General features: G+C 43.3%; 9 protein-coding genes. 3 read left to right on the top strand and 6 right to left on the bottom strand.

Going from position 1 to position 16,730, the window contains the following annotated elements; all coding sequences use genetic code 11:
• Positions 1-93 precede the first annotated feature (93 nt).
• Positions 94-2,421 (top strand): SEC-C metal-binding domain-containing protein, encoded by a 2,328-nt coding sequence (locus QL919_RS04115; protein WP_290188314.1) that lies wholly within the window; start codon positions 94-96, stop codon positions 2,419-2,421.
• Between the two features lie 610 nt (positions 2,422-3,031).
• Here the strand turns inward: QL919_RS04115 and purL are convergent.
• The gene (gene purL / locus QL919_RS04110; RefSeq protein WP_290188313.1) at positions 3,032-7,057 is read right to left on the bottom strand and encodes a phosphoribosylformylglycinamidine synthase; all 4,026 of its coding nucleotides are present in this window, start codon (positions 7,055-7,057) and stop codon (positions 3,032-3,034) included.
• A gap of 551 nt (positions 7,058-7,608) precedes the next feature.
• On the opposite strand from purL, the gene QL919_RS04105 reads away from it, so the two are divergent.
• The gene (locus tag QL919_RS04105; protein ID WP_290188312.1) at positions 7,609-8,103 is read left to right on the top strand and encodes a pyridoxamine 5'-phosphate oxidase family protein; all 495 of its coding nucleotides are present in this window, start codon (positions 7,609-7,611) and stop codon (positions 8,101-8,103) included.
• 114 nt (positions 8,104-8,217) lie between these two features.
• Here the strand turns inward: QL919_RS04105 and pgsA are convergent, their stop codons facing one another.
• From pgsA to acs, 5 genes are all read right to left on the bottom strand, one after another.
• Entirely contained in the window at positions 8,218-8,898 is a 681-nt protein-coding gene (gene pgsA / locus QL919_RS04100) for a CDP-diacylglycerol--glycerol-3-phosphate 3-phosphatidyltransferase (protein WP_290188311.1), read from the bottom strand.
• A gap of 565 nt (positions 8,899-9,463) precedes the next feature.
• Positions 9,464-9,907, bottom strand: coding sequence for an MgtC/SapB family protein (locus QL919_RS04095; RefSeq protein WP_290188310.1), 444 nt, complete (start codon positions 9,905-9,907; stop codon positions 9,464-9,466).
• Between the two features lie 54 nt (positions 9,908-9,961).
• Positions 9,962-11,194: an FAD-dependent oxidoreductase gene (locus QL919_RS04090; RefSeq protein WP_290188309.1), complete on the bottom strand. Its 1,233-nt coding sequence runs from the start codon at positions 11,192-11,194 to the stop codon at positions 9,962-9,964.
• A gap of 176 nt (positions 11,195-11,370) precedes the next feature.
• Positions 11,371-12,519 (bottom strand): IS200/IS605 family element RNA-guided endonuclease TnpB, encoded by a 1,149-nt coding sequence (tnpB, locus tag QL919_RS04085; protein ID WP_290188308.1) that lies wholly within the window; start codon positions 12,517-12,519, stop codon positions 11,371-11,373.
• Positions 12,520-12,769: 250 nt separating this feature from the next.
• Positions 12,770-14,731, bottom strand: coding sequence for an acetate--CoA ligase (gene acs / locus QL919_RS04080; RefSeq protein WP_290188307.1), 1,962 nt, complete (start codon positions 14,729-14,731; stop codon positions 12,770-12,772).
• 693 nt (positions 14,732-15,424) lie between these two features.
• Between acs and QL919_RS04075 the strand changes: the two genes are divergently transcribed.
• A complete protein-coding gene (locus tag QL919_RS04075) occupies positions 15,425-16,726 on the top strand; it encodes an NAD(P)/FAD-dependent oxidoreductase (protein WP_290188306.1) in 1,302 nt (433 codons plus the stop codon).
• Positions 16,727-16,730: the final 4 nt, after the last annotated feature.

Below are 16,730 nucleotides of genomic sequence, written 5' to 3'. Positions count from 1 at the left end.
TTTTAAATAAAAACTTCATCATTATCACGTAAGCTTGGATTTACTTCTCCAATGTATCCAAACTTATTAAACAAAATACTATGGGAGAATATAGTGATTATCAAGTTTCCTGAAAAAGAAGATGAGCTAAAAAAAATTATTGAAAACATGGCTCAAGAACTAAAAAAAAGTCATACCTCCCAGCATGAAGAAGGAAGAACTTATCAAAAGCTCAAAGAACATATTCCAATACTAGAAGATGAAATTAAAACGATTATTGATTCTTTAAAAATAGATATTATAAGTTGTAATGCTAGGCATATTTTAGAACATTTCGGCTTCATGTATAACCTTTCATCAGTCGATTCAATTGATCAAGACTTAGAAAAATCTAGAAGCTTTAAATTAGATTATCTACTTAGCCTCATAACTTCAATTGGCACGTCGAACGATCAAGAATGTAGCGATGATATTTTGGAGAAAATCACTACATCTCTTGAAGAACTGGAAATGAAGTGTATTGTGTATTTGATGCTAACAAGTGACTATGAAGGTGAGCCTAATCAAACTAAATTTATTCAATCTATGCATCATATGATTGTTAGAGGGGATTCTTTTTCCGAACATAAGGTTCAACTATGCAAGGAGTTATTCTCAAAATTCGATTCAATATTACTAGATGAGTATGGTCTCACTGCTAATAAATTAATCGACGGACTTGTTAACATTGCTAATAACCCCTTAACAATTTTAGAAACTCAAAAGCTTTATTTTGATGAAATGAAAACTGCACATCGGAATTTTATCGAAAATCTAAGCCATTTGAACGGTGAGGAGCTAGCTCAAGCCTTTGACACATACAGAGAATCTGCCTCAGTATCAGAAACAAATGAAAAGCTTCAGCAAATTTATGATAAAACTGGAATATCATTTAACGACTCACTGTTTGAAATTAAGAACACAGGTCTACCTGAGAATGTATTACAAATGCTCAGTATTGAATTAGGAGACAACACTAGTTTCAAGAAGGGTATAATAGAATATTTCCCTACTAATAACTCTCTTATCTACGATAATCCTTTTATTCGTATAAATGATAAATACTACTGTTTTAACTTAGCTTCAGTCTACAATTGCTTACATAAGTTAATTGAAAATATCTTATTAACTATTATCCCTCCTCAAAAACAGCAGAAAAGATACTATAAATTAAAGGGTGAGTATTTAGAAAGCAAATCTCTAAAATTATTCGAAGAGATAATGCCAGATTGTCAGGTGTATGAGAACTTGAAATATGGTATTGATGACGAGGTAGATGGAATTATCATTTACGATAGCAATCTCTTTATTATTGAATCAAAAAGTAATAAATTTACCTTAGAAGCACAGCAAGGTAATGTAGATAGAATTAAAAGAAATACTAAAGATATTGTTGAAAAAGCTTACCAACAAGCAATTAGAGCTAAACAGTATATTCTTTCAAATAAACTGGCTAATTTTAGAGACAAAAGCAAAAAAATAGTTTTAACTATAGATAACGCGAGTATAAATAATATTTATCTAATTAATACTACTTTAGAACCCTTGAATCACCTTTCAAGTGATCTAAGTTCTCTTCAAGAATTTGGATTTATTCAAAACAATGAATGGATTTGGTCGATATATCTGAACGATTTAAGGATTATTGCTGATATTATTGACTCGCCTAGTGAATTTTTACTGTATTTAGATAGAAGAATTAAATATAATGATTATCCTCAAATAAAGATGGCAGAGGAGCTAGATATCTTTGGATACTTCCTGAAAGAAGGTCTATATTTTGAAGATATTAATTTTCCTAGTGAAAACTTCATGCTTTCAATTGACAGTTCTTACTCAAGAAACATTGATTTATACTATTACTGGAAAGAGGGAACTTTAAAAGAAGAACAAGTCAAACCTGCTTTTTATGATGAATGTAAAGATAACATAAAATTTTTAGTAAAAGAAATTGAAAGTATCAACGAATCTGGTTTTACTGAGTTAACCAAGTTTCTACTAGGCTTAAACTGTGATACTCAAAGCTTTATAAAGAAACAGATAAGTTTGATCAGAAAAGCTCAAAGAACAGACTTTCATACTTATATCGAAGAAGAAAATATTGGTGTGATGTTCATCGCTAAGCGACTATATGATTATGATAAACTTAAGAAACAATGCCAGCTGTATGCTTATGAGAGAAACATCAATAACTGGTTTTTAGTTATTATAGATGATAACAATGTAGGCTTTAAAAGTTTCACTTATAGTAATACTCATAGTGAGTATTTAGCTGAAGAGGTTAAAAGCTTACAACAACTCAGGTTAGAACAGCATTCACAAATTAATAAGAAAATTGGTAGAAATGAGACTTGTCCCTGTGGCACTGGTAAAAAGTATAAAAAATGCTGTTTGAATAAGTAAAGGTAACTGAAACATGAATTTTTTAGCCGTTTAGATATTATTTTGCTCAATAATAACCCTGGATGTTTGAGACTGAAAACGCAAAATAGTATTTACAGATTTTTTAATCTGTAAATTTGAACCACAATAGATATCCATAAGAACACAATGTCAACGTCTTTCCCACACTGGCAGATACGAGCAGAAAGAGGGAAAGCCGTGTAGGGTGGGTTAGTTTTACAGAATTCTCGTAGAGAATGACGGTAAAACGTAACCCACCATTTATATTAGTTTGCCACACCGATGGCGGATTACGCTATCGTTAACCCACCCTACCGACCTTTTAATCTGTAAACTCTAGCCACGACGAATATTTGTAAGAACACGATGTCACCGCTAGCCCCGACTGTAGTGGTATCCTGCTGGTTTGGGCGAGTTGCGATGGCTAGGTTTTGGGGTGTCGACGCGGAGCAAGCGACGACCCAAACCGTAGCCAGCGCCTCGCCCAGACTGGCAGATACAAGCAGAAGGCGGGAAATAGCTCCCCTACTTCTTAAAAACCCAAATCCCAAACACAAAAAAGGTGAGCCGAAGCCCACCTTTTTTATTATCTAAAATTACTCAAACCAGCCTATCTTAACCAAGCCCGCGCATTACGGAACATACGCATCCACGCGCCGTCCTCATCCCACGCTTCTGGTTTCCAGCTATGGTTATAGGATTTTAAGTTACGCTCAGGATGCGGCATCATAAGCGTGACGCGACCGTCAGTGCTACACAGCCCCGTGACACCGCCGAGCGAACCGTTTGGATTGAGCGGATAAGTCTCAGTTGGATGACCTTGGCTATCGACATAACGCATGGCGAGCTGACCGTGTTTTGCCATACCGTCAATCTCGGTGGTATTTAGCGTGGCATAGCCTTCACCGTGCGCCACCGCAATCGGCAAGATGCTGTCTTGCATACCTTTAAACAGGATAGACTTGGTGCGCTCGACTTTGACGTTGACCGTACGCGCCTCAAATCGCGCGGACTTATTGGCGATAAAGCGTGGGAAGTTTTCCGCGCCTGGGATGAGGTCTTTTAACTGCGCCATCATCTGACAGCCGTTACAGACACCAAGTGAGAAGGTATCCGGACGGGCAAAGAAGCGCACGAACTGCATGCGCAACTCGTCATGGAACAAGATAGAGTTTGCCCAGCCCGAGCCTGCGCCGAGGACATCACCATAACTAAAGCCACCACAAGCGACCAGACCGTCGAAGTCACGTAGATTGATACGACCTTCTAGCAGGTCGCTCATATGTACGTCTACCGCTTCAAAGCCTGCTTGAGTAAAGCCTGCTGCCATTTCTGACTGACCGTTGACGCCTTGCTCACGTAGGATAGCAACTCTTGGTTTTTCTTCACGGCTAGTTAAATATGGTTCTTCGACTTTTTGGTTCAAATCAAAGTTTGGCGCAGCGATAAGACCTTGGTGGCTAGCATCAGCAATCAAGTCATATTCTTGCTGTACGCACGCTGGGTTGTCACGACGACGCGCGATTTGATAGCTGACCTGACTCCATTCTTGTTGTAATTCGCTACGGCTAAAGCGTAGCGTAGCATCACCAATATGCAGCGGCGTCTGGATAATGAGGCTGTCTTCTTCGCTACTTTGACCAACGAGGCTCATCATGTCGCTGACGTTAAACTCTTCTGCCAATTGCATTAACGCGGCGACGTTTTCTGGTAATACTTGAATAACTGCACCCAGCTCTTCACTGAATAATTGACCGAGCAAATTATCATCAGTTAATGACAGCTTGATACCTTGACGGCTGGTGAATTGCATCTCAGCGATAGTCGCGAGTAGTCCACCATCACCGATATCGTGATAGGCGCTGATGACGCCTTGCGCGTTACCCGCTTGGATAAAGTTAAAGAAGTCGATTAAGTCGCTTGGCTGCGCTAAATCTGGGCAGTCGTTACCTAACTGGCTGAGCGTTTGCGCGAGGATTGAGCCGCCTAGACGGAGTTGACCTTTGGATAAGTCGATACGGTAGAAGGCGCTATCGCCATTGATTAGCTCAGGAGTTAGGGTTTTTGCTACATCGACGACTGGCGCAAAAGCAGTAATGACTAGACTCATTGGTGAAACAACTGATTTGTCTGCGTTACCATTTTCATCGCTATCTGTCCAGTTGGCACGCATCGATAGCGAATCTTTACCGACTGGAATAGCAATACCTAATGCTGGGCATAATTCTTCGCCAACAGTATGCACCGCGTCAAATAATGCAGCGTCTTCTACATCTTCACCGCATGCTGCCATCCAGTTCGCTGACATAGTAATATCAGATATCTGAGTAATACGTGCACCTGCGATGTTAGTGATTGCCTCACCAACCGCGAGACGAGCCGAGGCTTTTGGATTAATCAAAGCAACTGGCGTACGTTCACCGACACTCATCGCCTCACCGCTCATTGGCTGACCATCTAACGCAATCAAACCTGACGCAGTAACTGCGCAATCTGACACTGGCACTTGATAGCGACCAACATACTGATCACGCACGACCATACCCGTAATCGAGCGGTCACCAATGCTAATCAAAAATGATTTACTCGCGACAGTTGGATGACGTAGCACGTCTTTGATTGATTCGGCTAGATTGACTTCACCTAACTCTAATGCTGGCAAGGTACTTTCCTGACGATCAAAGCTACGCTGCATCTGCGGCGTACCACCGAGCAATACTTGCATCGGCATATCAACTGGCTGCTCAGGCAGTAATTCATCATTAACGACAAGCTGACGTACTTCAGTAGCTTCGCCTAAGATGGCATACGGACAACGCTCACGCGCACAGATGGCATCGAACTGCTCTTTGCTCTCAGGACGAATCGCCAATACGTAACGCTCTTGCGCTTCGTTTGACCAGATAGCCATTGGCGACATGCCCGCTTCTAACGACGGGATTTTACGTAGATTTAGCACCGCGCCCATTTCATGGTCATTGACCAACTCTGGCATGGCATTCGATAGACCGCCTGCACCGACGTCATGTAATGAGACGATTGGGTTGCCGTCTTTACTGTTATTACTTGCATCGATATCGTTACCAGACTTTCCATTACCAGCGAGGGCCCAGCAGCGATCGAGGACTTCTTGACAGCGACGCTCCATCTCAGCATTGTCACGCTGTACAGAAGCAAAGTCTAAGCCTTCATCAAGTGAGCCACTATCAACAGAAGAAGCCGCACCGCCACCAAGGCCAATCTGCATCGCAGGGCCACCAAGGACGATTAATAGATCACCTTGCTGAATGGCATTTTTTTCAATCAAGTTACGTTTGATATTGCCGTAACCGCCTGCCAGCATGATTGGCTTATGATAGCCGCGCATTTGGCTACCGTCTTTTGCCGCTGAAGTATCCAATTGGAAACTGCGGAAATAACCGCATAGGTTTGGACGACCAAACTCGTTAGAGAAGTTAGCTGACCCTAATGGCGCTTCCGTCATAATCTCAAGGCTAGTGGCCATACGATCCGGCGTACCATAATCCTGCGTACTTAATTGACCTGACTGCTCCCACTTCTCAGCAAGCTCTGGAATATGTAAATGTGACACATGAAAACCTGTGAGACCTGCTTTGGGCTTACCGCCACGACCCGTTGCGCCTTCATCACGAATCTCACCGCCCGCACCTGTCGCCGCACCGGCATAAGGGGCAATCGCAGTTGGATGGTTATGAGTTTCGACTTTCATTAAGATATCGATTTCTTCTTGATGGAAATCGTAAGGATGGGCAGAATTAGGGTTTTGAGCGTCGGTAGGAATGGAGTAAAAACGCATCCCCTCTGCCCCAGCCATTACCGCAGCGTTGTCTTTATAAGCCGACAAGATACCTTGTGGGTTGGCTTTATAAGTATTCTTAATCATTTGGAACAGTGACTTTGGCTGTACTGCACCATCCACCGTCCACGCAGCGTTGAAAATCTTATGACGGCAATGCTCTGAGTTGGCCTGAGCAAACATCATTAGCTCAACGTCGGTTGGATTACGCTTGAGCTCATTGACGTACGCATTCATCAGATAATCAATGTCTTCGCTCGATAGCGCAAAACCAAATTCTGTATTGGCCGATTCTAATGCTGACTGACCTTGACCAATCACGTCGATATGATTGAGTGATGCTGGCTGCTCATCATCGAACAATTTATTCACATCGTTTAAATTATAAACCAAGCTTTGGGTCATGCGATCAAACAATAATTGCTCAGCGGCTTTAGGTAGCGTAGCACCTACTTTGCCGTCTGCTTTTTCATCAACAGTTAGGGTATAAACAATGACGCGCTCGACACGGTTAATCTTAATGTCACAGTTATTAAAAATATCGGTCGCTTTACTTGCCCACGGCGAAATCGTACCAAAACGCGGGCTCACTATCACTTGTAATTGGTTGTCTTGCGGGGCGGCAAGCTGGGTCTCTTCTTTAATACCAAATAAGTCCAGCGCTTTTTTATGCTCATCACCTTTTAGTTCTCGTGATAGCACATAAACTTGCTGAGTATGGATGTGGCTGACATTTAGCTCGGTTTTTTGCTGAAACTGACTGATGAGTTGCTGCGTCTGAAAATCGGTAAGAAACGGTTGTCCGGCGATGGTCATCATAAAGGCATAATCCGTAAGATCAAGGCATCTCTGCCATGCAAAGTAAATGGTCCGCGTATTATAACAAGAAGCCCCATAATAAGCAGGTCAAAACCAAATAAATTGCTGAAAAGTACAGTTAGTTACTTAGTTAATCAGTCAGTTATCAAGCTAACAATAGCTATAAATAGCAGTTACTAGATAACTGTTCTGAGTTATTTTAAGTCACGTTTTAAGCAGCGTTTTTAACTACCCTTACAATTGCCTTGCTAACAACCCTTTTAGTCCTGCTTATCAAATTGCAGACATTACACAATCGCTTTTTATAATAGAAAAACTTGGCACTTAGTGTCACAATTTTTACGCAACCCTTATAGTCCTTACAAACACTCACATCGCATTACGGGCAACCTATATAAATTGCCTACGGCTAATCGTTACTCTAGATATCAGTTGCCGGCGAGTTAAATGCTCACTCGTCTAAACTAGAGATTTAATGAAATAAAAACTGAGTCAATAACAATAATCAATGAGCATAAACTCAATCACTATAATGAAAAAGGACACTTATTATGAGTAGACAAGACCACATCGATAAAGTTCAAGAGTTGGTAAAAGACGTTAAATTCGCCATGATGACCACTCGTACCCATGAAGACCATTTGCATGCCTGCCCAATGACCACTAGCGAAACCAGTTTGGGTGCAAAAGAGATTTGGTTTATCGGTGATAAAACCACAGAAACTGTCAAAGATATCGAGAGAAATCCCCAAGTGAACTTGGCTTATGTCAGTCAAGATGCCAAAAACTATGTCTCAATCAACGGTAAAGCCGAGCTGGTTGAAGACAAAGAGAAGTTAGATGAGCTATGGTCGCCAGTTTATAATGCTTTTTATGAGCAAGGTAAAGAAGACCCAAATGTACAGCTAATCAAAGTCATGCCTCACGGGGCTGAATACTGGCTAAGTGGTAGCTCAGTCGTTAACATGTTTAAGATGACCACTGCCGCGGTAATGGATGGCAAAAAAGCGACCAACTTGGGCGAAAACAACTCAGTGACGCTATAAACTATCTGAATTATAAGTAGCAAAAACAAAAACACCAGTGGCTGATGCGACTGGCGTTTTTTTGTGTCTCAATTTGAGGCGACCTTTTATGTTTTGCATATAAAGGCTATCAATTTAACCGCTTTGCTTTAAGTATGGCCAAGCGGCTCTGAGATAAATCATCATCGACCATAAGGTCAAAATCACCGCTGCTACCATTAACACATAGCCAATGGTTTCAAGCGATTCCCAGTTCAATAATAATACCGTGATGGCAACCATCTGAAAGGTGGTTTTTAATTTGCCAACATAAGACACCGCCACACTGGTACTTTTGCCCAGCTCAGCCATCCATTCACGCAGTGCCGATACGGCAATCTCACGCGAGATAATCACAATTGCAGCAATTGCCATGATGATATTGGGATGCCATTGCACCAAAATAATCAGTGCTGCTGCGACCATGAGTTTATCAGCGACGGGATCTAAAAACCGCCCAAAAGCTGAGGTGACATTGAGCTTGCGGGCAAAATAACCATCAAGCCAATCGGTAATCGCCGCAACGATAAAAACACCCGTTAATAATAAGTGGCGCAATAGGCTATCGCTAAACTCACTCATTCCAACCTTGGCAATCACGTTGTCTGAGATAGCGGGCATGCCAATCCCCATCGCAGGTGGCCAATAGGCAATCGCGACGAACAGCGGAATCATCAAGATACGCGCAATCGTTAGGTTGTTGGGCAAGTTAAAAATACTTTTGGTATTTTGCGTACTCGACGGTTCCTGCGTATGCAAATGCGTACTCTCAGTCATGGCAAACCCAGTTTAATATAGACATAATAATGGCAGCTAGCTTAGCATTTTTCGAGCAAGTCGTCATGCCATCTATTTGGCTATTCAGTTATTGGTAATCTTTATGCCAATCAATAGCTTTTATATACTTACAAATACTGCAAAACCCTAAGCAAGGCCAGTCGTAAAACCGATAATAACGGCCTACTTATTGGCAATCTCATAAAGATAGAACCTTCTCCAATCCCGCTAAAGCTGAATAACGTAATGTCATGTAACCAAATTAGCCAAATAGCAATTAATTGCGTTATGATAGCGACTTTAATAAAGAAACACTTGTACACTTAAATATGTAAGCAAATATATATGTCTATTGAATTACCTACTATGACCCTAATCTTAGTAAGTAACATCAGAAATTAAGCAGCAGTACGCAAACTCATAATAATAACAAGTCACAACCACTGCCTCTGTAGCCCTAGTAATGCAGGCTACAAGATCAGTTTTCCTCAGCCCACGGCACCTCCTCTGTGGGCTTTTTTTTGCTCAGAATTAATCGATAGCGCTACTGTTCAATCCTTACGCTCTAGTTGTTATCCTTATCCTTGCCAACCTTTTTGAAGGGTTCTGAGAATTGTAGGATTAAAAAGCCGACCGCAGACAATATAATGGCAATCTCATAACGACCGTACGCCACCGAAATACCAATAGCGCCGGTGTTCCAAAGACTGGCTGCCGTCGCCGTGCCTTTTGAACCCATCTCATTTTTAAAAATTGCCCCACCGCCGATAAAACCCATGCCCGTGATAATGGCATACATGATTCTCGCTTCACCTGCAGACTCATAGATATCCCTACCGACCAACATAAAAGCACAAGAGGCAATCGTTACGAGCGGAAAGGTTCTAAGACCTGCGCCATTGTCCTTCATCTCGCGGTTCAGCGCGATAGGCAGAGAGAGAATAAAAGCAATGCCCAACTGAAAAAAGTGGTATTGCATGAGGTCTAAATCTATATCAAATCCAAACATCGCTTATCTCCCTGTTATTGCCATCAAGACTTTTAGATATCTACCGCTAAATAGTTAAGTGGCCTGACAGATTACGGCGACCGTCTGCTGTGCCATTTGGTAGCAGCTTTCGATATTGCCTTGTGCGCACCAATCACCGCTGACAATCCATTGCTGTTGGTTATCAACCAATATTCCAGTCTCTTTATTAGAACCTTCACTAGCGTCATGATTAGAATATGTGTTAGAAACCTTGTCGGTCGCGGCATAACGCCAGCGGTGGCAATCTATCTGACTCGGTCTGCTGCCTTCATTCCAATTTAGTGCTTGCTGTGCAGCCGTTAATAATTGTGATTTGACGGCTTCGATATCGTCATCGACATGCTGCTCTGACCAATCGTTGCGCGCATGAATGGTGACACTCGGCAGTAGATTATCGTGTTTAGGTTTTTGGTGTTCGATAAATATTCTATCGATAATGGAGCCGTTTACATAAGCCACATCCCATACTGGTTGAACCTCATGACTCAATATATCAGGTAACTGCGCCACACTATCCCAACCTAGCATCAAGGTATAGCACGCCAGCATCTTTGGCTCAGTGAATCTTGCTGGTTCAGGGAATTTACTATTTGCCAACAGCGCTATGGCTTGAGCATTTGGCACGGTACAGATGACCCAATCAAACAGACCAAGGCTACGCCCTGTATCGTCGAATAATTCAGTTTTTTGACTTTCCTCACTCATGCTTTGCTGAGTATAGTGAGCCAATGGCGCAACGCGGGTTTTAAAGTTGATGGTCGTATGCTTAAGCTCATCGGCCAATACTCTCCCCCAACTGGTCATTTTAGGGGTGCTGATATAACGTGCCTGCGTGCTGCTCCATTGTTCTTTTTGCTGAATATCGGGCGATTGACCACTAACGCTCGCTGAATGTAAATCGACCACTTTCGCGCACCACGGCTGTATCAAGCCCGACCCTAAATAAGGGGCTATAAACTGCTGAAAATTGGCGGTTTTTGCGGTAAAAAACTGTGCGCCAAATGCCCATTGCCAGTTTTTGCCAGTATGGTCATCGGTGCGATAGCGAGTGGCTAAGCGACCCACACTACGAGATTTTTCAAAAATAGTGATTTGCGGCACAGTCATTTGCGGTATTAGGGTGTTATCACTGGCTTGGCTAAAAGCGCGCTCTAACAAAGTTGCGGTAAACAATCCCGTCAGACCGCCACCGATGATAGCGATACTTGGTACTTCTACACTCGCTGCTTCTACATCAGTATGGTGCAAAATATGCTCAGTCGTCATGGCAGTAAACCTTATGGAGTAAGTCACAGTCTGTCAAAAAACAGAATCTATTAAGGATTGTGTGACTCTTAATGAGTCAGTGTGATATGAACTACCGACCACCTAAAGAGGTGGCGGTTTCTTAGGTAATACCCATACTTGATACGATGTTTTGTATCAGCGGTTAGGCAAATGGGCTAAGCTAACCCCGTCGTACCGACGGTTTTGAGTGTTACCAGCCTTAGTCCTTCGTTTAGGATATTGATACTGGCGTTTATGTCTCTATCATGCTTTTGCTGGCAGCTGGGGCAATTCCATGATCTCACCTGTAATGGTAGCTCAGCCTTAGTCAGTAAGTGACCACAGCCTGAGCAGGTCTTAGAAGATGGATACCATCTATCAACCTTGATTAGCGCTTTACCGTACCATTCAGCCTTGTAGTTCAGCATGGTGGTGAAGGTTGACCATGAGCTGTCTGATATGGCTTTAGATAACTTCCTATTCTTAACCATGCCTTTGACGTTTAAGTCCTCAATCGCAATCACATCGTGGTTTTTGATGAGAGTGAATGATAGCTTATGCAGAAAGTCTTTTCGGATATTGGTTATTTTTTCATAGACCTTAGCGACTTTGAGTTTTTGCTTTTGGTAGTTGCGGCTGTCACTGAGTTTGCGTTGATCTGCTTTAGCAACCTCTCTACGTTTGGTTAATATTTTTTGCTCTCGCGTCAACTTGTTTTGCAGCTTAGATAAAAAGGTAGGATTGGCGACTTTGCTGCCATCTGATAGGACGATAAAGTCAGTCAGTCCTAAATCAATGCCTATTCTTAAGTGAGTTTTTAGCAACGGCTCTACGATAGTTTCAACCAATAGGCTGACAAAATATTTTCCTGTAGGATCTTTACTGACCGTGGCGCTCTTAATCAAACCATTTATCTTGGCTGGAAACTTGGCTTTGATATGACCAATCTTAGGCAGTTTGACGGTGTTGTTTGTGACCGCTACTGTGCCCTTTTGATTATTGGTAGTGTAGCTGTCACGATGGCCTTTTTTCTTGAACCTAGGGAAGCCTGAGCCTTTGAAGAATTTGTTATAAGCCGCCCTAAGATTTTGCTGGACGTTAGCCAGTGCCAGGCTATCGACTTCTTTAAGCCATTCAAATTCTTTTTTATAGTGAGCAGGAGTATTTTTTAATTCGGTCTTGGTTTTTTTATAGTGCTCAATCTTATCATTAAGCATTTTATTCCAAATAAAGCGTGTGCAGCCAAATGATTTAGCAAAGAATATTTGCTGACCCTCATTAGGGTATAATCTTACTTTATGGGCTTTTAGGATTTGTTTTGGCATGAAGCTATTGTACCATATCAAAAGTCTGACCCATTCATCCCACTACTTTAGAAGTAGGGGAATTCTGCGCTGAAAATGTTAAATAATATTGAACCTTGAAACCTTATTGAGATCAATATCGTCTACGTAAAAAAGCCATGCTATCTGCTATAACATGGCTTTTTAAATGATTGGTTAGAGCCTATTAAACTTTTAAAGATTAAGGCTAAACCAAGTAACTGAACTGAGCAATTGAAGTTAATGACTGCGCCTAATCTCCACGCTCGGCTTTGACCACTTCGACCAATTGATTGATGACTGAGCTATCTGCCAAGGTAGACAAGTCGCCCAAACCCACATACTGCCCTGCCGCCAGATTGCGCAAAATACGGCGCATGATTTTGCCTGAGCGGGTTTTTGGTAGGGCATCAACGATGTGAATCGCATCCAAGTTAGCAATCGGGCCAATCTCAGAACGTACGTGGCGGTTCAGCTCAGCTTTTAGCGACTCTGTTTCTGTTTCGCCAGAGCGTAGGATAATAAAGGCGCAAACCCCCATACCACGAATATCATGCGGCATCCCGACAATAGCGGCTTCAGCCGTCGCTGGATGGGCAACCACTGCACTTTCAATCTCAGCCGTCCCTAAACGATGGCCTGAGACATTAAGGACGTCATCGACTCGCCCCGTAATCCAGTAGTGTCCATCTTCGTCACGCTGCGCGCCATCACCAGTGAAGTAATACCCTGGATACTCGCTAAAGTACGTCTTTAAAAAACGCTCATGGTCATTATAAATCGTGCGCATTTGTCCCGGCCAACTGCTATTGATGGCCAAGTTGCCTTCGGCAGCCCCTTCTAAAATCTCACCATCACCATCGACCACTTCTGGTCTGATACCATATAGCGGATTCATTGCCGCGCCTGGCTTGGGAGCGACCGTGCCTGGTATCGGTGCCATGAGAATACCACCCGTCTCGGTCTGCCACCAAGTATCAACGATTGGGCATTTGCCATCACCGACGACATGATAATACCAGTCCCACGCTTCTGGGTTAATTGGCTCACCAACGGTCCCAAGCAGACGTAGGCTAGAGCGATCCGATTCACGAACAAAGGTATCGCCCTCTTTCATCATCGCTCGAATAGCCGTCGGTGCGGTATATAAAATGGTCACGTCATGCTTATCAATGATATGACCGATACGCGCCCACGTTGGATATTCTGGTACACCTTCGAACATCACTGTCGTCGTGCCATTGGCAAGTGGGGCGTATGTCGAATAGGTATGACCGGTAATCCAGCCCACATCTGCGGTACACCAGTAAACATCATCGTCTTTGACATCAAAGACATCACGGAAAGTAGAGATGGCATAAGTGATATAGCCGCCCGTGGTATGCAGCACGCCTTTAGGCTTACCCGTTGAGCCAGACGTATATAGTAGAAATAATGGGTCTTCAGCATTCATGACTTCAGGCTCACAATGCTCTGACTCACCGTCAACCAAGTTGTGATACCAAATATCACGGCGACCACTCATCGGTACAGAGTTGCCAGTACGATGGACAACCACGACATTGGTCACGCTGTCGGTACCATCCATATCTAGCGCCCGATCGACATTGGCTTTGAGCGGCGTGTGTTTGTTGCCACGCAGACCTTCATCAGCGGTAATGACCACTTTTGAGCGGCTGTCTATCAGACGGTTGCCCAAACTCTCAGCAGAAAACCCGCCAAAGACCACCGAATGCACAGCGCCAATGCGGGTACAGGCCAACATCGCTATCATCGCCTCAGGTATCATCGGCATATATAGGGTCACGCGATCGCCTTTTTCGACGCCCAGTTTACGCAGTGCATTACCTAGGCGACAGACCGCTTCATGCAGCTCTTTAAATGAGATGATTTTATGCAAGGAGGGATGGTCGCCTTCCCAAATAATGGCGGGCTTATAAGGATTGTTTTTAAGGTGTCTATCAAGACAATTGACAGAGATATTCAGCTGACCGTCTTCAAACCACTTGATACGAAAGTCATCCAAATCATAATTCACATCACTGATTTTGGTGGGTTTTTTTATCCAATCAATCAGCTCGGCACGTTCTGCCCAAAAGGCATCTGTGGCCTCAGGCGATTCGATAGACTTTTCGTAGTCTTCGCGGTATTTTTCAGCGGTGGTATTGGCAGCTGCGAGGAATTCAGCGGGAACCGGAAATGATTTTTGCGTCATAATGTTCGTCCTTTTTTAATTATTATGACCTGCACCAACCATCAATGATGGCACCTGTACAGGCAATAAGAGTCATCTTCCATAATGTGTGACACTCAAGGTTAGTTTGACAAATAAGCAGAAAGGTTGCAAGGCATCAACTGCCATTCATAACAATTTCACTGCACAGCGATATATAGTCAAAATATCTTAAAAACGCTACGGTATTGCTGATATCAATTTTTTGTAGCCTCTGTCTGCGCAGGCACAGCAAGCAAGAAAAACTGATATCAGCAGCGCGTAATGTATCGATATTACTTTTCACTGACTATAGTTGGTGACTCTCGTGATAAAATTTATTTACGGAGCACTGTGTTGCCGCAATGCAATTGAGAGCATGGCTTAGTGATGGTTGGTTTGAAACAGGCTTTAGTTGCAGTACCCGTTTCGGCACTCAATGAAACGCATTCAATAAACAGCCTTTGATAAAAGGTACGGATATCAAACTGCTACTATTGAGATATGACAGGACAATATGATATTTATCGCTTGTAACGTTGTATGAAATATGGACAATAGCTACTCTCAATCAATCATTACCACCGCTAAGTCGACTTTGCTTTTTTAAACACGATTAACGATGTTTAAAGACACTTATACATCAGTCACTGGTGTTGCTTTCACCTTTTTAATCTATTATTTTATGAGACCGCAATGAGTAATCACCGTCCTGCACAACCAAATACCCACTATGATGTCATCATCATCGGCGCTGGTGCGTCAGGGTTATACTGTGCGCTCACTGCGGGTCGCCGTGGTCGTCGGGTACTGGTATTGGACCACGCCAATAAAGCAGGCAAAAAAATCCTAATGTCAGGTGGCGGGCGCTGTAACTTTACCAATTACTTCGTTGAGCCTGAGCACTTTATCGGCACCAACCCACATTTCTGTAAATCTGCACTCAGCCGCTACCCCAGTTGGGAGTTCATCGGCTTGGTAGAGGCGCACAAAATCCCCTACCACGAGCGTGAACATGGTCAGTTATTCTGCGATGATTCAGCACAAGACATCTTGCAGATGCTCCTCGATGAATGCACGGCAGCAGGTGTGCAAGTGAGACTAAGCACTCAAATTGAAAGTGTACGAACGCTCGACAATGACAAAAATGCGCGCTTTGAATTGGTCACGACCAAACAGCTGAGCAAAAAAGAAAAGCAAGCGAGAAAAGAGGCGAACAACCAGACCAAGCTGCCACAAACCAACTATTGCTGTGACTCGCTGGTGGTAGCGACTGGCGGACTGTCTATTCCAACAATGGGCGCTAGCGGCTTAGGGTATGAGCTGGCGCAGCAATTTGGTCATACGCTCATAGCGACCGATGCCAGTCTGGTGCCCTTTACCTTTACCGATAAAACCGGCGAGCTCATTCGCGCCTTGGCTGGTATTAGCTTACCTGTAATTGCTAGTAATGAGCGTATCTCATTCAAGTTGCCACTGCTGTTTACCCATCGTGGTCTGTCTGGTCCCTCCATGCTACAGCTGTCCAATTATTGGTACTCGGGTGAAGCCATTGAGATTAACTTATTGCCCGAAACCGACATTATTGAGCTATTACTGACCCACAAAAAGACACATCCAAAACAGCTGATTCGTACCGTTTTGAGCGAGAGCACCCATAACGCTTTACCTAAAAAGCTGCTGACTACCTTACAGACTATGCTGTGGGAGGATGTTAAAGACACGGAGCTGGCGAATATTAAAGACGAGCGATTAATAGAGATTGGCTCGACTATCAACAGCTGGCAGCTTAAACCCTCTGGTACTGAAGGTTACCGCACTGCTGAGGTCACGCGCGGCGGTATCAAAACCGATGACGTGTCGTCCAAAACGATGGAAAGCAAATGCCAAGACGGGCTGTACTTCATCGGTGAGGTACTCGATGTCACCGGCTGGCTTGGCGGTTATAACTTTCAATGGGCATGGGCGAGCGGTTTTGTCTGCGGGGAAGTGGTTTAGCTCT

This window comes from Psychrobacter sp. APC 3426 (genome assembly GCF_030408035.1).
Lineage (GTDB): Bacteria > Pseudomonadota > Gammaproteobacteria > Pseudomonadales > Moraxellaceae > Psychrobacter.
This window is presented reverse-complemented; position numbering and strand designations above follow the sequence as displayed.